This window comes from Lentzea sp. NPDC054927, from assembly GCF_053610285.1.
Map to the genome: position 1 here is coordinate 97,411 of NZ_JBSGXZ010000031.1, position 19,239 is coordinate 116,649.

Consider the following 19,239-nt stretch of genomic DNA (forward strand, 5'->3'; position numbering starts at 1 on the left):
ACCCAACCAACCGCACCCCATGCCAAAGGGCAACCAGATCGGCCGGGCCGTCACCCGGAGAAACTACTTCTTGCCGACGCCGGCCTTCTTCTTCTCGCGCACGCGCACGGAGATGCGGACCGGGCTGCCCTCGAAGCCGAACTCCTCACGCAGCTTGCGCTCGATGAACCGGCGGTAGCTCGCCTCGAGGAAGCCGGTCGTGAACAGCACGAACGTCGGCGGGCGGGTCGAGGCCTGGGTCGCGAACAGCACCTTGGGCTGCTTGCCACCACGCACCGGCGGCGGGGTCGCGGAGATCAGGTCCGACAGCCACTGGTTCAGGCGGCCAGTCGGGACGCGCGTGTCCCACGAGTTCAGCGCGGTCCGCAGCGACGGCGCGAGCTTGTGCACGGAGCGGCCGGTCAGGGCGGAGATGTTGACCTTGTCGGCCCAGGGCACGCGCACGAGGCCGCGTTCGAGCTCGCGGACCATCTCGTTGCGGCGGTCCTCGTCGACGAGGTCCCACTTGTTGAACGCCAGCACGCACGCGCGGCCCGACTCGACCACCATCGTGAGCACGCGGAGGTCCTGTTCGGACAACGGCTCGTGCGCGTCCAGCAGCACGATCGCGACCTCGGCGGTCTCGATCGCCGACTTCGTGCGCAGCGAGGCGTAGTACTCGGCGCCGCTTTCGAACTTCACCCGCTTGCGCAGGCCGGCCGTGTCGACGAAGCGCCAGATCTCGCCGTCCAGCTCAACCAGCGAGTCGACCGGGTCGACGGTGGTGCCGGCGACCGAGTCGACGACCGAGCGGTTCTCGCCGGTCAGGCGGTTGAGCAGCGACGACTTGCCCACGTTCGGCTTGCCGACGAGCGCCACGCGACGCGGGCCACCGGCACCTCCCCGGAAGTCGTCGCGCGGGGTCTCGGGCAGCTTCTGCAGGATGACGTCGAGCAGGTCACCGGAGCCGCGGCCGTGCAGACCGGACACCGGGTACGGCTCGCCCAGGCCCAGCGACCACAGCGACGCGATGTCGGCCATCAGGCGCTCGTCGTCCACCTTGGACGCGCACAGGATCACCGGCTTCTTGGAGCGGCGCAGGATCTTCGCGACGGCCTCCTCGGTCGTCGTCGCGCCCACCGACCCGTCCACGACCACCAGGATCACGTCCGCGGTCGCCATCGCGAGCTCCGCCTGCGCGGCCACGGAGGCCTGCAGGCCCTGCGCGTCCGGCTCCCAGCCGCCCGTGTCGACCACGGTGAACTTGCGGCCGTTCCACAGCGCGTCGTACGCCACTCGGTCACGCGTCACGCCCGGCACGTCCTGCACCACGGCCTCTCGCCGGCCGATGATGCGGTTGACCAGCGTGGACTTGCCGACGTTCGGCCGTCCCACCACCGCGAGCACCGGCTGCGGCGGCGGCGCGTCCTCGCCGTCAGAGCCGTCGAGGTCGCCGAAGGCTGACCAGTCGGCCTCGTCCTCCCAGGTGCCGTCCAGGTCCGTCATCGTCTTCCCTCACTCTTGCTCTTGCGAAGTCCATCAAGTTCGGCGACCAGTGTCGCCAGGCGATCACGCACCTGCTCGGTGGCAACGCCCAGGGCCGCTCGCCCCTTCCCTTCCGGGAGGTGGAACGGCTCACCGATCAGCACGTCGACCTCGGGCCGCCAGCCCTTGGCCTGAAAAGTCCCGCGGCAGGCGACCGGCAGCACCATCGCGCCGGACGTCTTGGCCAGCCACGCCGCACCGTTCTGCGCGCTCGCCACGTCGCCCTCGCCACGAGTGCCCTCGGGAAAGACCCCGATCACGCCACCCGCCTTCAGCACGGACAACGCGCTGGTCAACGCGGTGCGATCGGCTTCTCCCCGTTTGACGGGGATCTGCCCGATCTTGAGAAGCAGGGTGCCCACGACGCCCTTGAACATCTCCTGCTTGATCAGGAACGTCACGCGCCGAGGCAGTGCGCCGAACAGGATCGGCCCATCCGCCATCGAGCTGTGGTTGGCGACGACGACCACGCCGCCGCTCAAGGGTACGCGGTCACGGCCGTGGACCCGAATCCGGAACTGCCACGCGTACGGCCCGCGAGCGATCCACCTGCCGATGTCGGTCAGCCACGGCAGGCTCGCAGGAGGAACTGTCACCCGGTCACCCTCAGCCCTCGCCGTTGCACCAGGTCCAGCAACGCGTCGATGGTGCCCGCGAGATCGAGGTCGGTGTTGTCCAGCTCGACCGCGTCGTCCGCCGCCTTGAGCGGCGAGACCGCGCGGCTGGAGTCGTAGTTGTCGCGCCGCTGCACGTCCTTGAGCACAGCGTCCACAGTGGACACACGTCCGGCGGCGTTGTCCTGTTTGGTCCTGCGTGCGGCCCGTGCGTCCGCAGACGCCGTCAGGTAGACCTTCAACGGAGCGTCCGGCGACACGACGGTGCCGATGTCACGCCCCTCGACCACGATGCCGCCCACGTTGTCGACCGCGTCCGCGATGATCGCCCGCTGCTGCGCGACGAGCAGCTCGCGCACGTGCCTGGCCGCCGACACGGGCGACACCGCCAGCGTCACCTCGGGCCCGCGGATCTCCGCCGACACGTCGTCACCGTCCAGCGTGATGCCCGGCCTGCCGGGATCGGTGCCGACCAGCAGCACCGCGTTGTCCGCGACCTCGGCGACCTTGACCTCGTCGGCAGGGTCGACGCCCGCCCGCAGCACCGCGACGGTGATCGCCCGGTACATCGAGCCGGTGTCGAGGTAGCGCGCGTCCAGCGCCATCGCGAGACGCTTGGCGACGGTGGACTTGCCGGTGCCCGACGGACCGTCGAGTGCCACCACACCGCGCAACTGACCCTGGCCCACCGCAGCTCCCTCCGAGACGCCCACGGCCCACATTGTGCCTGGTGCGAACGCCCGCACCGGCGGCGGGGATGACCTCGCCCCAGCTCAGCGCTGATGTTCGCCGACACATCGCGGCTATCAGCGCCGCCTGCGCTCGACAGCACCAGCCATCGGGAATCATGTGCCGGTGCACTTAGGCAGGTGGAGGCTCGTCATCGCCGGATTCGGCATGGCGGTGATCGGCTTCTTGATCTGGCTGGCCAACTCCGACGACGCGCTGGAGATGGGCGACAAGCTCGGCAGTGTCTTCGGTGCGCTGATCGGGCTCGCAGGCTTGTTCGTCGGTTTGCTCGGCCTCCGCAACAACGCCACCACGACGACCACCGGCGATCCCGGCCAGGCCTTGGAAGATCTGGCCCGGCTCGTCACCAGGCAGTGGGAACGCGAAGCCGGCGCACGCGGCCTCACCCGCCAGGAACCGCTGGACGTCCGCTGGGCCTCCACCGAACGTCCGGTCGCACCGAGTGCGGCGGAGGTAGTCGGGGCGGACGCGATGGCGGCCAGACCCAAGCGGCTCAAGCTGCGCGGAGGCGTCGACGAACTGGCGGACGCCCTGTGGAAGCTGCCCGGCCATCAACTCGTGCTGCTGGGTGAACCCGGCTCCGGCAAGACGAGCGCGGCCGCCCTCCTGACGCTCCGGCTGCTCGATCGACGACAGACCGGCGATGCCGCGCCGGTGCTGCTGTCCCTCGCCTCGTGGGATCCGAAAGCCCAGGACCTGGAAACCTGGATGACACAACGGATCTCGGTCGACCACCCGGCGTTCCGCAAGCGCGGCGCGCACGGGCCGGAAGTCGCGCGGGACCTGATCGAGCGCGGGATGGTCCTGCCCGTGCTGGACGCGTTGGACGAGGTCGCCTCGAAGGTCGAGGCGGTGCGGGAGATCGCGAACGTGGTCGGCCGCAACAAGCCGATGGTCCTGACGTGCCGGGCCGACGACTACGAGGAGATCATCCGGGAGACCGGGGTCCCCGTCGGCCGTGCGGCGGTGGTCGAGCTGAAGCCGGTCGACGCGGCCGAAGCGGCACGGTACCTCGAAGCCGGTACACAGGAGAACGAACAACGTTGGCAACCGGTCGTGACTGCCCTGCTTCGGGAACCGGCAGGCGTGCTGGCACGAGCACTGTCCACTCCACTGGCCATCTACCTGGCCAGGACCGCATACAGGTCACCGTTGACCGATCCTGCGGACCTTCTCGCGCACACGACGTCCACCGCCGTCGAACACCAACTGCTCGACTCATACCTTCCGGCGCTCTATCCGGTGCCGGACGCGGCGAAAGCGCGGCGGCGGTTCGCCTTCCTGGCCCGCAGGCTGGCCGTGAATCCGGTCGCGGGGAACCTCGCGTGGTGGAGGCTGTTCCTGTTGCTGCCCGCGGCCCACGTGATCACATCTGCGACCCGTTTCGCATTGATCAGCGCAGCATCCGTTTTCGGCCTCGCCGTCCTCAACGCGCGGTCGGAGACGGCGGACATCCGTTCCACTGCGATCTGGGGCATGCCAGCACTGGTGATGCTCCTGGCAGCCGCGGTCGTCATGTCTTTGCTGGGAGCGCTGGCAGGCTGGGCGTCGACTGTGCTGGTGATGGCGATACCACACACCGAAAAGGTGTTCGTTCCGCCGCCCAAGAACTTGGTGCTCACGTGGCAGCGCGTCACCCGCCTGTTCGCCACCCAGATGACCATCGGTCTCCTGCTGATGTTCCTGGTAGGTACGTTCGTGTTGCCCGAAATGCCGTTGACCAGTCTATTGGTCGTTGGCCTGCTGGGCGGTATCGGCGTATCCGTTTACTCACTCGCGACGACGATCGCTGTCGACGCTCCGGTGGACACTCCCACTGCATTGGCCGGTGACCGCAAAGCCACCTTGACCTATGTGCTCTCCACGATCGCTGTGTACTGCGCCGTGGGCTTGACGCTCGTGAGTACGGAGGAACCTCTGACCCTCGAGATCGCCGGCTTCATGATCTGGTTGGCGGCCGTGCTCGTGTGTTGGTGGCAGTTCACAGGCGCCTGGGTCAAGTTCGGCATCGCGCGCTTCTGGTTCGCCGTGTTCCGCAAACTTCCCTGGCGCCTCATGCACTTCCTCGACGACGCACACCAGCGCGGCGTCCTGCGCCAGGTGGGAGCTGCGTACGAGTTCCGTCACCAACGCCTGCAGCAGTACTTCAGCCAACGGGAAGAAGGGGCGCCGAAGCCGGCGCCCCTCCCTCAGTCGACCGGCTGATAGGCGTCGTGGCCCGCGTAGTGGGCGACCGCCCCGCACGCCTCGTCCAGGCTGGGCCGCCTACCGCCCCGCCAGGACGACCACACCTCCAGAACCTCCTTCGCCAGCCACACTTCCAGCAGGTATCGCGTGCCCGGTGGAGGGTCCGGTTCGTCCTCGTCCTCCCCCGCTTCCTCGGGGTCGGGCACCAGCGTCACCGGTGTGGCCGGGCCGACGTCCTCCTCGGGTACCTCGGCGGGCACGTAGATCGTCTGGTCCCTGGGCACGTCGTCGATGGCCGCGACGAGCTCGCCCAGCGTGGCCGGGTCAGCCCCAGATCTTGAAGCCACCTTTGCCTCCAGGGTGGAAGAGACCGTGGAACAGTCCACCCGCCTCGTGCTGCGCGACGGGCACCAGCTGCATCTTGCCCACATCGGCGTGGTGGTGCCACGTCCACCCCAGCGACGTGGGCGACCTGCGCTTGATGCCGCCCCGCGGACCGACGATCGCTCCTCGGATGCCCGGAATCATGTCTTCCATCATCTGCGAGAAGTCCGCGTCCCCGTCCATCGCCGCGAGCAGGTCGCGGTTCGCCTCCTTGAAGTGGTGCCCGCGCGACTTGCCGGGGTAGGCGGACTTCGGCAGGTCCATCTCGTAGGCCACCGAGTAGGCCTTGCCGGAACCGACCTGCGGTGTCGTGCTGGTACCGCTGCCTCCGCTACCGCCGGTGCCGCAGTTGTGGACCAGCAGCGGGGTCGAGCCGGCCAGCGCGTAGTAGGTGTTGGTGCCGTTGATGGTCAGGTCGAACGTGCGTTGCGAGCCTGTGTAGGCGCGCACGGCGGAGATCTGCACGAACGTTCCGGCGGCTGTCTGCAGGAGGTCGTCCGGACGAAGCTCGCCCGCGTCCACCCAGCGCCCGGCGGTCACCGACCAGAACGGGTGGTTGTCCGTGGCCGTGATCGTGGACGTCCCACCGTCGGTGCCGCGCACCGTCACATCCACATAGGACTTGTCGTGGTCCGTGCGGATGGTGAAGTACACCTGCTGGTCCACGGACTTGCCGGAGACGGGCTCGCCCGCCACCACGGTGTCGCCGGACTGGACCTCCTCGATCGGCTTCGACGTGCCGTCGGCGAGCAGCACCCGTGTGCCGGCGGGGAAGCTGTGCTTGGCGCCGACCGGACAGGTCTCGGGTTTCTTCTTGGTCGCCGCTTTCGCCTTGGCCGCGGCGGCTTTGGCACGTTCGGCTGCCTGAGCGGCGGCCTTGCGCGCTGCTTCCTCAGCGGCCGCACGGAGTTTGGCCGCCTTCTCCGCCGCGGCCTTCGCCGCTGCCGCCGCCGCGGCCTTCGCCGCCTCGGCCGCCTTCTCCGCGCCCTGGATGATGGCGCGCGCCCACTTCAGCTCCTGGAAGAAGGACACGACGGCCTTGCCCGCCTTGAAGATCGCCCCGACGATCTTCGGGGCCTTGAAGATCTTGCCCCACGGCAGCGCGCCCACGACCAGTGAGACGCAGGCGCCCAGGTCGCCCTTGAGGCAGTTCATGAGGTCGTTGATCCCCAGGAACTCCATCAGGATCTGGCCGCCCGCCTCCAGGATCACGTCGAGCAGGCTCTTGCTCTGCAGCTGCTGCGCCTTGGCGACGTCCTCGGGGCTCGGCCCGGTCGGTTCGGTGGCGCCGTTCTCCAGCGTCGTGCCGCCACCGCCGCCGCCCGCGTCGACCACGGCGCCGGTCGGGTCGCTGAACGCCACCGGGTTGTTCTCCGCGTAGGCGTAGGAGGAGATCGCGGGACCTGGCTGCGGCATCGGGTCGGTCGAGGTGAACCGCCCGGTGTCGGGGTTGTAGGTGCGGGCCCGCAGGTAGTAGTTGCCCTCGCCGGCGCTGGAGTCCTGGTACTGACCGGTGAAGCGCAACGGGTTGGCCGGTCCCTGCGGCTCGCCCGGCGTCAGGGTCGGGCCCTGGCGCGCGTTGCCGAACGGGTCGTAGTCGTAACCCGCCAGTGGTTTTCCGTCCGGCGACAGCATGTTCGCCGTGCCGCCGAGCCAGTCGTGCGTGTAGGGGTGCACGCCGGCGGCCGGGTCGAGCAACGCCAGCGGCTCGTCGTCCGGGCCGTGGGCGAAGCCGCGCTTCTCCAGCACAGCACCGGCGGCGTTGGTGGTGGTGTCCACCGCGAGCTGCGGCAGGGTGCCGTTGACGTCCCACGCCCAGCGCTTGGTCGTCTCGCCCGAGGTACCGGCGATCCGCAGCCCTGTGGCGTCGTAGGTGAACGACGTCGTGGCACCGCCGGCGTTCGTGGCCGTGGCGAGCGTGTTGTCGAGGTGGTAGCTGAACTTCTCCTTGCCCGCCTTGGTCTGGTTGCCGTTGATGTCGTAGTCGTAGTCGGTGATCGTCGCGCCGCCACCACGCGGATCGAAGATCTTCTTGGTCAGCTGGTTCGCCGAGTCGTAGTGGTAGAGCGTCAGATCGTCGCCCGCCGTGCCGGACCGCTTCTGCTTGGTGCGGTTGCCGACCAGGTCGTACTCGTAGTCGATCCGGCCCGCCGCGGCGGAGTGCTTGCCGCAGTCGGCCGCCGCGTAGCACGCCGAGGTCAGGCGATCGACGTCGTCGTAGGCGTAGGCCACCGACTCGGACACGCCACCGCGCGTCGTGACGACCTTCGTCGGGTTGCCGACGGGGTCGAGGGTGAGCTGGTGGTTCGACACCGGGTCCTGGACGTCGGGTCGCGCCGGGCCCACGCGCTCGGTGCCGATGCCGGTCAGCCGGCCCGCGTCGTCGTAGACGCGGTTCTCCGCCAGGCCGGTGGCGCTGGGCAACGTCGTGCTGGTGCGCCGCCCGGCCACGTCGTAGCCGAACTTCCACGTGGCGCCCGCCGCGGTCAGCTCGGTGACCCGGCCGTCCTTGTCGTGGTCCGTCGTGACCCGCGTGCCGTCCGGGTACTCGCGAAGGGTGATCTCGCCCCGGACGTCGTATTCGTAGTTGAACGTCTCCGTGCGGTTGTTCGCCTCACGACGGGTGATCCGCTTGATCTGGTCTTCGTCGTCGTAGGTGACCTCACGCACGCCGAGCGGGTCGCCATACGACGTGACGCGATCCTTGGCGTCGTATCCCCACGTGTAGACGGGGCCGGCGTTGCCCAGCGCACGGCGTTCTCGCCGGTTCACGATGTCGAACGTGCTGACGACCGTGCGCTTCGCCCGTTCCTCGTCGGTGAGGCGCTCGTGCTGGTACTTGGTGAGCGTCGTGACGATGTTGTCCTCGGCGTCGTAGCCCGCCTCGGTCTTGCGCCCCAACGGGTCCACCGTGCTCAGCGGGCGCCCGGCCCGGTCGTAGTCGAGCCGCGTCGTGCGGAAGTACGGGTCGCGCACCGACTTCAGGAGACCGTCGTCGTAGTAGTCGTAGACGGTCGCGTTGGTGTCCGGCGCGTGCTGGAAGTACCTCGCGTCCGCCGTGTGGATGCTGTGGATCTGGTTGTCCTCCCGGTAGCGGTACCGGGTGGTGTGGTTGTTCGCGTCGGTGACCGAGGTGAGCCGGTCGTTCGCGTCGAACGCGGACGTGGTGGCCTGGTCGAGCGCGTCGACGACCTTGGTCCGGTTGCCCGCCAGGTCGTACTCGAGGTGGGTGGTGAACCTCTCCTTGTCCGCGCCCGCGACGTTGCCGCGCGGCTCGGTCGTGGCGACGAGCAGGCCGTCGTCGCTGTACTCCCACGTGGTCCTGCCACCGGACGCGTCGGTGCGGCTGGTCTTGTTGCCGGCCTCGTCGTAGGTGTACTTCGTGGCGTTGCCGCCCGCGTCGGACTGCGTGGTCTGCCGCCCGTTGCGGTCGTAGCCCATCTTCAGCTCACGGCCGAGCGTGTCCTTGGTCGCGGTGAGTTGTCCGGTGTCGGAGCGCTGGAACGACGACGTCTTGTTGAACTCGTCCACAGTGGACGTCGTGCGGTCGAGCGGGTCCACCTTGACGTCGCGATGCACGACCTGGCCGCCCGGATACGGCCGGGACATGCGCACCAGGTTGTCGTTGGCGTCGTAGCGGTAGGTGGTGGTGAAGTCAGCCGGGTTGGCTCCCGGCACGTTGCCTCGCGGCGACGTGGTCGACTGCATCAGCCCCTTGGCGTTGTACTGGTACGACGTGATCAGGTCGGGGCCCTCGCCGCCCATCTCCGTCCGCGTCGCCGCACGCCGTCCCGCGTTGGTGTAAGTGATCCTGCTGGTCTTGCGCGGGTCGACGACCGCGTCGAGGCGGCCGTTGTCGAGGTAGCGGTGCTTGACCTCGACGCCCTCCGGGTTGATCGTCGCGCGGGTCCGGCCGACCTCGTCGTAGAACGTGCGCCACGAGTGGTCCTTGCCCGGCTCCTGGACCTCGACGACTCTGTCCTGCTCGTCGTAGGTGAACTTCGTGGTGAACTGCCAGCGGTTCACGCCGGCGACCGTGCCGCGCGGGTCGGTTTCCGTCGTGCGGCGGCCGGTCCTGTCGTAACCGAGCTCGGAACGCCTGCCCTCGGGCGAGACGACGGCGAAGAGCAGGCCCGCGTTCGGCTGCCCCGCGGCGAAGTACTCGTACTTCGTCACTTTGCCGCGCTGGTCGGTCTGGCTGGTGCGCAGGCCGCGGTCGTCGTAGGCGTAGGTGATCGAGTGGTTCTCCGCGTCCGTGCTGCGGATCAGCTCGTCGAACTCGTTGTAGGTGTTCTTCCAGACGTTGCCGTTCGCGTCGGTGAACTCGATCGGGTTGTTGCGGGCGTCGTACTTCGTCTTCTCGTCGAACACCATCGGCTGCGGTGCACGGCGGGTGACCGGGTTGCCGTTGAGGTCGTACAGCGACTCGTGCTGGTTGTGGTTGCCGTTGACGACCAACGCGCGGTTCAAGGACTTGTCGTAGCGGTGGTTGTCTGTGTCACCGGCGCCACGACGGGTGTACAGCAGCACGTTGCCGCGGTAGCCATCACGGACGATCACGCCGTCCGCGTCAGTGGTGGTGGCTTCCTGTGACTCACCGTTCCAGGCGAACGACGTGGCGTTGCCCAACGCGTCGAGCTGCTTCGCGACCCGGCCGTCAGCGCCGTACTCGTTGCGCACCAAGATGATCCGCTTGTGGTCCTGCGGGCTGTGCACCTCGGTCAGCCGGTCGTCGGCGCCGTAGCCGTACTTCCACTTGTTGCCTCGGGCGTCCTTGAAGAGCTTCAGCCGCCCGGCGTCGTCGTAGTCGTAGAACGTCTTGCGGTGATCGGGCAGCTCGATCCAGCGGATGCGCTCCTTCTCGACCCGCACCTTCACCACGCGACCGGACGGGTCGGTGATTTCGACGCCTTCGCCGGTGTACGCGAGCTTCGTCGCGACGCCACGCGGTGTGCGGACCGAGATCAGCCTGCCCTGGCCGTCGAACTCGTAGGTGATCTGCGCGAGGGTGACGAGCTCCCAGCCCGCGGCGGTCTTGCGCAACGTCGACCGCACGCCCGGCGGCCGCTGGAAACCACCGCCGTCGGCGTTCTTGAAGAGCACCTGCGCGCCGTCGTCCGCGAGCACCATCGCGCCCTGGCCGGTCGGCGTGACGCGCATGTTGTACGACCAGGCCCAGCCCGGTCCGAACGGCCCCGGAATCGTGAGGCTCGACGAGTACACGCGGTTCGACGAGAACGGCACGCCGAACGACGACATCGCCAGGTCTGGTTCGAGACGGCTGTACGCGCCGGTCGCTGTGTTGACGCCGTCGCCGCGGAACGCCGGGCGCGCGCCGGTGCTGCTCAACGCCGAGCCGCAGCCGCACCCGGACACCTGCTCGACCGGCAGCGGATCCGGCAGCTCCGTCGTGCGCGGCTTGCTGGTCGAGCTGGGCGAGGACACGAGTTCGCCGCCCTCGTCCAGTACCGCGGCGATCGTGACGAAGTAGTCCTTCTCGCGGTCCAGCACCCAGCCGTCGGCCGCGCCGAACGACCGGCAGAACTGCCGAACAGCTCCACATCGGACGTCCAGATCGGACCGCGGCAGCGTGGTCGATGCCTGCTCGGTCTCGCTCCCGGCCTCGAAAACCCTCACGCGCCAGGACTGCCACGGCCGTGGATCGTCCTTGACGTCGAAGTAGGCCACCAGCGAGGTGTCGCCGAGCACGAAACCCGAGCGCAGCTCGACGTTGGCGAAGACCTCGTCGGCTTCCGCCCTGACCTGCGCGATTCTGGCTTTGTCCACCTTGGCCGGTGCGCCACCGGCCTTCAGACCAACCGGCACGACCGGTGGCCACTTGTCCGGCGGTACGGCCTCATCCGGCCGTGCGGACGCGGGCGCCGGCCGATCCACCGGCCCCGCACCCGAGGTGACTCCGGGCGCGGCTCCTGCCGCAGGCCCGAACGTCACCGCCTGGAGCAGGCTCGCGCCCACCACCACGACACAGCTCAGCGCAATGAGGCGCGCCCGGCGCGCCTTTCGAACCCCCACGGTTCCCCCTGCCCCCAAGGTTTCCGCCCGTTCGCGTCAACGCCGGTCACGACTTCCCCAAGGTGACCCAGAACAATGCGTGAGACGAATCAGGCGGGTGGTTTCGCATCCTTCCTATCGGTTACCAGACAGGAGCAAAACGCCCATTCGGGCGAGTTGAGAGAAATTCCGCCTCGCACAGAAAAAGGGATTCCCGAAAACGATCAGTGATTCAGATCGGTGCGGAGAGCGGCGGCACCGCGCAGATACACGTGCTTGACCGAAGAGCGCGGCAGGTCCGTCTCGACGTGGGCCAGCAGCCGGATCACCCGCGGCATGGATCCCGGCACCGCGATCTCGGTCGCGCACAGCAGCGGCACGTCCGAGAGCCCAGCCTGGCGCGCGGCGTAGGCGGGGAACTCGGACGTCAGGTCGGGGGTGGCGGTGAGAACGACGCTGATCAGATCGTCGGGAGACAGCGCGTTGCGGTCCAGGACCTCGCGCACCAGCTCGGCCGTGGCCTCCAGCACCAGGTCGCGCGAGTCCGCGTCGATCTGCGTGGCTCCCCTGATCGCTCGTACCGCCATACTTCCGACACTAGCGCGGCACGGCCTCGTACGCCCGGACGCGCAACAGCGTTGCGTGCCCGCCGATTGTGAGAGCGCGTTCCCACCTCGACGGGTGGCAAGCCAATTCAGCCGCATTCCGCGCCCCGCTGAGACGGAAACCCGACGCGTCAGTCCGTTTTTGAGGAAGTCTCAATCGTCGACCACGATGTTGGGGTACCGCAGGGTGAGGCCGAGCAGGTTCACGACGTAGGCCGCCCACCCGCCGCCGAGCAGCACGAGCCGCCGCTGCCCCAGCGACGTCGCCGTCTCGATCAGCACGTGCAGGCCGCTCGACCCGATGAACGTCAGGTCGCTGAAGTCGATCACCACGTCCCCGGCGGCGTCCCCGAATGCGCAGGCCAGGGCCAATTCCGACCGCAGCAGGTCGCTGGTGGTCAGATCGACCTCACCGGTGAGCGTCACCACCGCGCCCCGGCGCCGCACCTCCAGCAAGTCTGATTCGGGATCCATCGTGGGTGCCTCACGGATCTGGAGACAACAGGTCCCGCACCGCCGCGAGCACGCGGAGCGGGTGCGCCGGTTTCGGCAAGTAAGCATCGGCAAGATGCGTGGCCGGCTCGATCGCCGAAACGGCTACGACCGGCACCCCGAACGTCCGCGCGACGGCCGCGAACCTGGTCCCCTCACCATGAGACGTCAGCAGGTCCACGATCGCCAGTGCGGGCGGGCTCTCCAACGCCGACTCGGCGGCCCCGACCGTCGTCACGAGCGTCACGTCGTAGCCCTCGGCGTGCAGGAACGCGGCCAGCGACTGGCCGGAGAACCGGTCGCCGTCCACGAGCAGCACGCGCGGGCGTCCCGGAGGCGCGGGCAGGTCCGGGACGCCCGCACGCGACCAGACCCGCACGAGCGCTCGCACGACCGTGCCGGGCCAGGTCGGTTTGCCGGGCCGCACCTGCACCTCGTCGGCGATGCCGAACAGCAGCCGCAGCCCCAGCGGGCGGGCGGAGGTACCGCCGCCGTGGTCGAACACGCCGTCGTCCTCGATGGTCAGCAACACCGCGTGATCACGCGGCTCCCAGGTCACGCCGACGATGGACGCACCCGCGCGCTGCACCGCGTTGTCCGCCGCCTCGGACACCGCCAGCAGCACGTCACGCGCGTCGTCACCGTTCAGCCCGGACTCACCGGCGAGAGTGCGCACGAAGGCCCGGATCTCGGGCAACGACCCCGGGATCGCCGGAAACCACCGGGTCTGTGCGCTCATCACGCCGCGTACTCCGGAGCTGCCAGCAACGGCGTGATGAGTTCTCTCAGCGTGGTCGCTCTGCGTCTGTCCGCTTCCGCGTGCAACGGTTCGAGCTTCTTGCGCGTGCGTGCGGACATCATGTCGCCGGTCTGCGCAACGGCCAGACCCGCGACCGCCGCCGCTTCGTCCGCATCGCCCTCCACGAGATGGTTGAGCGACAACGCGATGAGGGCGAACGTCCGGCTGCGCGCCATGTCGTCGCCATACCCCGTCACGGCCTGACGCAACGACGTGATCGCCGGCCGCGCGAAGCTCTCGTCGACCGTGCGCGCGAGAGCCGTGTAGACCGTGCCGGTGATGGCCGCGAGGTCGTGCACGTCGAAGAAAGCGGCCCAGGGCGCGGCATCGACCACATCCGCGCGCCCGAACTCGTCGTGCGCACGTCCCAGCAACGCCAGCGCGGGCACCCGCTGTCCCAGTTCGGCGTAGCACCAAGCCTGGTTCGCGGCCAGGATCGCGTTCGTGTGATGACTGTTCGCGACGAGCCCGGCCAGCCGGAACATGCCGAGCGCTTCGGCGGGTCCACCGTGGTGCAGGTGGACCCGCCCCATCCGATAGCGGATGTTCGCCACCAGATCACCGTCCTGGGCGAAGTTCAGGGCGAGATGGAAGTGGCGATGCGCGGACCCGCCGAGCCCGGCGTCGAAGGCGGTCCAGCCAGCGAGCGCGTGCAGTTCCGCGATGGCGCAACGGAACTCGCTGCGCACCACGGCACTGGCCGAGTGCGCGAACGCCTTGTCACACCACGACAACAGGGCCTGCGCCTGGGTGCGGCAAGCCCCGCCTCCGTAGCGGTAATCCACAGCGCGCAACGCAGCAGTCATCGCCCTCAGGTGCTTGACGTGCACTAGTCCGATCTTGGAATGAGGGGGCGGCAACGAGGGTGACGGCTCGTAGCGCATTCGCAGTTCTCCAGGGGCCTCGGGGTGACCGTGTGCCCGAAGTCTGTTCCGGGGTTTGTTCGTTCGACAGGGCCGAACGAATCCGCCGGACAGGGACCTACGGTGTCAGGTCCGCCAGCAGGAGCCCACTGCGCGGTTTCGGCGTGAAATAAGTGCTCTTGCGCGGCATTTTCGATCCCTCGAGCACCTCTTTCAGCGGTACCGGTGCGATGAGCAGCACTGCTTCTGCCTCGGCGGACGGATCGGTGACCGGCCGCACGCACGGGCTCTCCGGGTCCAGCCCGAGCGCCTGGTCCAGCAGCAACGACTCCACGACGGCGTGATCGATCCGTTGCCCCGCAGGAAGTTCGACCCGCAGCACCTCGTCGGCGCAGCGCACCACGACCACGCCCGGTTCCGGATCGACGACGTACGGCAACGACGACACCGTCAGCCCGACCCGTTCCCACGCCGTCACCAGATCGGACGCGCCCAACCCGGTACCGACGATCGCGCGATGGATCGGCCCGACCCGCAACCCCGGCCCCGACGTGATCAGCGCCAGCAACCCGGACAGACCCGCCTCCCGCGCCGCGGCGACCCGGTGGTTGCCGTCCGCCACGAGCAACGGATGCGCGCCCGCCGCTTCGAGGAACGCGTCCTGCTGCGCACCCGGTCCGACGAGCCACACCCAGTGCCTGCGCCCGCCGGAGTCCACAAGCGACACCGCCGGTTCGTCGTCGATTCCGAGCACCAACGACGTCAGCCCGTCGTGAGGCGTGATCGGGATCAGCATCGCGGCGCTCGTGGCGATGCCGAGCGAGGCCAGCACCTGCCCGCGCTCGGCGACGACGTCCGGGTAGACGTCCTCGGTGTGCGCGATCGCGTCGGGGTCGACCAGGCACAGCAGCCCGCACGCCGTCCCGTCCGGTCCGTCCACCCGGTACGGCGCGACGACGTCGGTCACCTCGCGGTACGCCCGCCGGATCAACGCCGCGAGCTCGGCGCGGGCGTGCGGCAGCGCGTCGAGCAGGCCCGTGCCCGCAGCCAGCGCGGCAGGCGTGCGATGGGGGTGCTGGACGGCCAGCAACGTGCCGTGCGGGGCTCTGGCGAGCGCTCCGATCACCTGGCCGGGTTCGGCGAACTCGTCGACGTCCGGGCCGGGCACGCGATCGCGCACCACCCACCCGCGTCGCACTGGGCGTACTGGCAGAGACATCCCAGTATCATGATCCCTGTGAACGTAGAGATCACGCCCTTGCCGGGTATCGGGACGCGCCAGGACTTCATGATCCGCGCGGGACGCCGCGTCGGTGTGATCACCTACCGGGACGGCCGGTTCGAGCTGATCCTCTCCAAAGCGAGCGATCCCGACTCCTGCGCCGCCTCGATACCCCTCTCCCCGGAAGAGGCGAACACGCTCGCGGGCCTGCTCGGCGCGCCGCAGCTCGTCGCCCACCTGCGCGAGGAGCACCGCGACATCACGGGCATCACGACCCGTCAGCTGCCGGTCACCGCGTTCTCCAGCCACACGCTCGGTGAGACCGCTCTGCGAACGAGGACCGGTGCGTCCATCGTGGCCGTCGTGCGCTCGGGCAACGCGCATCCGTCGCCCGGCCCCGACTTCATCTTCGAGAACGGTGACCTCGCTGTCGTCGTCGGCACCGCGGAGGGCCTCGACGCCGCCGCTGAGATCCTCCACGGCGGTTAAGCACAGTGCCCGATACAACTATGGCCATGATCCAACTCGGTGCGGTGTTCTTCGGCCTCGGACTGCTCGGCCGCGTCGCCCGCCGGATCGGCATCTCGCCCATCCCGCTGTACCTGATCGGTGGTCTCGCGTTCGGTTCCGGCGGTTTTGTGCCGTTACACGGGATCGAGGAGTTCACGCACATCGCCAGCGAGATCGGCGTGGTGCTGCTGCTGTTGCTGCTGGGCCTCGAGTACTCGGCGTCCGAGCTCACGACCGGCCTGAAGAAGTCCTGGATGGCGGGCGTGCTGGACCTCGTCCTGAATGCCGCGCCGGGCGCGATCGCGGCGTTGCTGCTGGGCTGGGGCACCGTCGGCGCGCTGGCGATGGCGGGCGTCACCTACATCTCGTCGTCCGGCATCGTCGCGAAGGTGCTCGGCGACCTCGGCCGGCTGGGCAACCGCGAGACGCCGGTCGTGCTGTCGGTGCTGGTGTTCGAGGACCTGGCGATGGCCGTCTACCTGCCGGTGCTCACGGCGGTGCTGGCGGGGGTGAGCTTCGTCGGCGGGCTCACGTCGGTCGGCATCTCGTTGTTCGCGATCACCGTGGTTCTGGTGGTGGCGCTGAAGTACGGCCGGTTCATCTCGGCCATTGTTGACAGTCCGGACCACGAGGTGTTCCTGCTCAAGCTGCTCGGCTCGGCGTTGCTCGTCGCCGGCATCGCCTCGCAGCTGCAGGTGTCCGCCGCGGTCGGGGCGTTCCTGCTCGGCATCGCGATCTCCGGGTCGACCGCCGAGAACGCGACGCGTCTGCTGGAGCCGCTGCGCGATCTGTTCGCCGCGATGTTCTTCGTCGTGTTCGGACTGAACACCGACCCGAAATCGATTCCACCCGTTCTTGGAATCGCCGTGGCGCTGGCCGCCGTCACCACCCTCACGAAGATCATCACCGGCTGGTGGGCGGCGCGCAGGCAGGGCATCGGCAAGATGGGCCGCATGCGTGCGGGCGTGGCACTCGTGGCGCGCGGCGAGTTCTCCATCGTCATCGCCGGCCTGGCCGTCGCGTCTGGCCAGGTGGACGACAGGCTCGCCGCGCTGGCCACCGCGTACGTGCTGCTGATGGCGATCCTCGGGCCCATCGCGGCCAAGTACGTTGAGCCAATCGGTGAATTCTTTCAGCGCAGACGGCAAATGGCCTGAAACAAGTGCCGCCGGATGACGACTCTCTAGTAGGGCTAGACGGAGAGTAGGGACGAATCGTCATGACCGAACCCGCGGAAGTGGAGACCACCGGCCGGTTCCTGGTGCTGTTGCAGGAAGACGCCATCGATGAGGGGCTGGCCGAGCTCGGCGCGATCGCCGGGTTCAACCCGAACACCGGCGACATCGGCTCGGACACCCTGCAGGTGTTCCCGGAGCTCGGCGTCGCGGTGGTGTCCGGAGACCCGAACCTGCTGGGCGAGCTGAACGGCGCCGCTGAGCGCCCCGGCCCGGTGCAGATCGTCGAACCGGAACGCGTCGTGCACGCGTATGCCGCACCAGCCGAGGACGAACCAGAAGCCGCGGCCGACGAGTCCGTGACGACCTGGGGCCTGCAGGCCGTCGGCGCGGACGTCAGCACCGCCACCGGCAAGGGCGTCAAGATCGCCGTGCTGGACACCGGTTTCGAGCAGAACCACCCGGACTTCGCGGGCCGCACCATCACCGTGAAGTCGTTCATCACCGGCGAGGACGTGCAGGACGGCCACGGCCACGGCACGCACTGCATCGGCACGTCGGCGGGCCCGCGCAAGCCCGCCACCCTGCCCGGCTACGGCGTCGCCTACGAGGCCGAGATCTTCGCCGGCAAGGTCCTGTCGAACGCGGGCTCCGGCTCCGACGGCGGCATCCTCGCGGGCATCGACTGGGCCGTCGCCAACGGCTGCGCGATCATCTCGATGTCCCTGGGCGCCGACGTCCCCGCCGGCACGCCGTACTCGCAGATCTACGAGACCGTGGCCCAGCGCGCCATGGCCAAGGGCACCCTGATCATCGCCGCCGCGGGCAACGCCTCCACGCGCCCGGCCCGCGTGGCACCGGTGGGCCACCCCGCGCGCTGCCCGTCCATCATCGCCGTGGCCGCGATCGACGTGAACCGCGCCATCGCGTCGTTCTCCTCCGGCTCGGTGGACAAGATCGGCCAGATCGACGTCTGCGCCCCCGGCGTGGACGTCTACTCGTCGTTCAAGCTCCCGCAGAAGTACTCGCGCCTGCGCGGCACCTCCATGGCGACCCCGCACGTGGCGGGCGTGGCAGTCCTGATCGCCGAACGCACCGGCGCCCGCGGCTTCGAACTCTGGGCCCGCCTGGCCGGCACCGCTCTGCGCCTCCCCCTCGCCTCCACCGACATCGGCACCGGACTCGTCCAGGCGCCATGACAGGTTCGGTGGACCAGGTGATGGTCTCCGTGACCGAAGGCAGCCTCCCGCGCGTCCTGAACGACCTGCGGGAGGCAGGCCTGGTCGTGGACACAGTCCTGGAGGCCCTGGGCGTGGTGACCGGCACGGTGGAGGTCCGGGCCATCCCGGCCCTGCTCTCCGTGCCCGGCGTCCTGGACGTCGAACGACAGTGGCGCGTGCAGCTCCCGCCGTACTGACTAGGCTCTGCGTTGACCCCACTCACGCCCGATCGAACATGTGTTCTAGGATTGTGCGCGGGGTCACGTCGTTGCGCAGAGAGGAAACCTGATCGTGTCGGACACGCTCACCGAGGTGCAGGCAGTCGAGGAGACCGTCGTGGAGGCAACTCCGGCGTCGGCCCCCGAGGCCGAGGCAACGAAGCCCGCAGAGGCTCCAAAATCGGCTCCGGCCGCCGAGGCGCCCAAGGCCGAAAAGCCGAAGCCGGCCGCCCGCGCCAAGAGCACGGCGAAGAAGACCCGCACCGTCGAGCTCACGCTCACGGTGACCGGCACCGCCGAAGGCGAGTGGCAGGCAGACCTGGTCCACGGCACGCAGCGCGTCGTGTCGGGCCTCGTCATCCCGGCCATCGCCGTGGCCAAGGCGGCCAAGGAGCTGCACGAGGACATCGCGGAGGGCATCGAGTCCGTGCTGGAGGCGGCGCGCGACCAGCACCGCACCCGCATGGAGGAGCTCGAGGCCGAGCTGGCCAAGGTGAAGGCCCAGCTGGCAGAGCTTTCCGAGTAGCACAAGCACCACCCGAAAGGGGCGGCCCGCACCAGCGGGCCGCCCCTTTCGCATGCCCTCAAGCGAAGCCGCAGGCGAGCAGTCCCGATGGCGAAGCCGAGGCGTCTTTAACGCTTGAAACGGGAGGTTCCGGTGGGT

16 protein-coding genes are annotated in these 19,239 nt (G+C 69.0%); 6 read left to right on the forward strand and 10 right to left on the reverse strand.

Going from position 1 to position 19,239, the window contains the following annotated elements; genetic code table 11:
* Positions 1-63: 63 nt before the first annotated feature.
* From der to cmk, 3 genes are read right to left on the reverse strand one after another with little or no spacing between them, the layout of a single operon-like run.
* Positions 64-1,485: a ribosome biogenesis GTPase Der gene (der, locus tag ACWGE0_RS31805; RefSeq protein ID WP_452264600.1), complete on the reverse strand. Its 1,422-nt coding sequence runs from the start codon at positions 1,483-1,485 to the stop codon at positions 64-66.
* Positions 1,482-2,120, reverse strand: coding sequence for a lysophospholipid acyltransferase family protein (locus ACWGE0_RS31810; protein ID WP_452264601.1), 639 nt, complete (start codon positions 2,118-2,120; stop codon positions 1,482-1,484). The genes der and ACWGE0_RS31810 overlap by 4 nt, the downstream gene beginning before the upstream one ends.
* A complete protein-coding gene (gene cmk / locus ACWGE0_RS31815; protein ID WP_452264617.1) occupies positions 2,117-2,803 on the reverse strand; it encodes a (d)CMP kinase in 687 nt (228 codons plus the stop codon). The genes ACWGE0_RS31810 and cmk overlap by 4 nt, the downstream gene beginning before the upstream one ends.
* 190 nt (positions 2,804-2,993) lie before the next feature.
* Here cmk and ACWGE0_RS31820 point away from each other — a divergent pair, with 190 nt between their 5' ends.
* Complete coding sequence (locus ACWGE0_RS31820; protein WP_452264602.1) at positions 2,994-5,093, forward strand: hypothetical protein; 2,100 nt, start codon at positions 2,994-2,996, stop codon at positions 5,091-5,093.
* On the opposite strand, the gene ACWGE0_RS31825 is transcribed toward ACWGE0_RS31820, so the two are convergent.
* The 7 genes from ACWGE0_RS31825 to ACWGE0_RS31855 all read right to left on the reverse strand — a co-directional run bounded on the left by ACWGE0_RS31825 (position 5,078) and on the right by ACWGE0_RS31855 (position 15,449).
* Complete coding sequence (locus ACWGE0_RS31825; protein ID WP_452264603.1) at positions 5,078-5,422, reverse strand: hypothetical protein; 345 nt, start codon at positions 5,420-5,422, stop codon at positions 5,078-5,080. The genes ACWGE0_RS31820 and ACWGE0_RS31825 overlap by 16 nt on opposite strands.
* On the reverse strand, positions 5,400-11,492 hold the full coding sequence (locus ACWGE0_RS31830) for an RHS repeat-associated core domain-containing protein (RefSeq protein WP_452264604.1): 6,093 nt from the start codon (positions 11,490-11,492) through the stop codon (positions 5,400-5,402). Before ACWGE0_RS31830 ends, ACWGE0_RS31825 begins: the two co-directional genes overlap by 23 nt.
* A gap of 203 nt (positions 11,493-11,695) precedes the next feature.
* Positions 11,696-12,058, reverse strand: a complete 363-nt coding sequence (gene aroH / locus ACWGE0_RS31835) for a chorismate mutase (protein ID WP_452264605.1) — start codon at positions 12,056-12,058, stop codon at positions 11,696-11,698.
* 171 nt (positions 12,059-12,229) lie between these two features.
* The gene (locus ACWGE0_RS31840) at positions 12,230-12,550 is read right to left on the reverse strand and encodes an STAS domain-containing protein (protein ID WP_452264606.1); all 321 of its coding nucleotides are present in this window, start codon (positions 12,548-12,550) and stop codon (positions 12,230-12,232) included.
* A 10-nt stretch (positions 12,551-12,560) separates the two neighbouring features.
* Complete coding sequence (locus tag ACWGE0_RS31845; RefSeq protein WP_452264607.1) at positions 12,561-13,307, reverse strand: ATP-binding protein; 747 nt, start codon at positions 13,305-13,307, stop codon at positions 12,561-12,563.
* Positions 13,307-14,173 carry a hypothetical protein gene (locus tag ACWGE0_RS31850; RefSeq protein WP_452264608.1) on the reverse strand — a complete coding sequence of 289 codons (867 nt, stop codon included), beginning with the start codon at positions 14,171-14,173 and terminating at the stop codon, positions 13,307-13,309. Before ACWGE0_RS31850 ends, ACWGE0_RS31845 begins: the two co-directional genes overlap by 1 nt.
* A 175-nt stretch (positions 14,174-14,348) precedes the next feature.
* The gene (locus tag ACWGE0_RS31855; protein WP_452264609.1) at positions 14,349-15,449 is read right to left on the reverse strand and encodes a DUF1015 family protein; all 1,101 of its coding nucleotides are present in this window, start codon (positions 15,447-15,449) and stop codon (positions 14,349-14,351) included.
* An 18-nt stretch (positions 15,450-15,467) separates the two neighbouring features.
* On the opposite strand from ACWGE0_RS31855, the gene ACWGE0_RS31860 reads away from it, so the two are divergent.
* From ACWGE0_RS31860 to ACWGE0_RS31880, 5 genes are all read left to right on the forward strand, one after another.
* The gene (locus ACWGE0_RS31860) at positions 15,468-15,941 is read left to right on the forward strand and encodes a cation:proton antiporter regulatory subunit (RefSeq protein WP_452264610.1); all 474 of its coding nucleotides are present in this window, start codon (positions 15,468-15,470) and stop codon (positions 15,939-15,941) included.
* 20 nt (positions 15,942-15,961) lie between these two features.
* Positions 15,962-17,119 (forward strand): cation:proton antiporter, encoded by a 1,158-nt coding sequence (locus ACWGE0_RS31865; protein WP_452264611.1) that lies wholly within the window; start codon positions 15,962-15,964, stop codon positions 17,117-17,119.
* A gap of 62 nt (positions 17,120-17,181) precedes the next feature.
* A complete protein-coding gene (locus ACWGE0_RS31870; RefSeq protein WP_452264612.1) occupies positions 17,182-18,336 on the forward strand; it encodes a S8 family serine peptidase in 1,155 nt (384 codons plus the stop codon).
* Positions 18,333-18,554 carry a hypothetical protein gene (locus ACWGE0_RS31875; RefSeq protein WP_452264613.1) on the forward strand — a complete coding sequence of 74 codons (222 nt, stop codon included), beginning with the start codon at positions 18,333-18,335 and terminating at the stop codon, positions 18,552-18,554. Before ACWGE0_RS31870 ends, ACWGE0_RS31875 begins: the two co-directional genes overlap by 4 nt.
* 94 nt (positions 18,555-18,648) lie before the next feature.
* A complete protein-coding gene (locus ACWGE0_RS31880) occupies positions 18,649-19,101 on the forward strand; it encodes a DUF6319 family protein (protein ID WP_452264614.1) in 453 nt (150 codons plus the stop codon).
* Positions 19,102-19,239 lie beyond the last annotated feature (138 nt).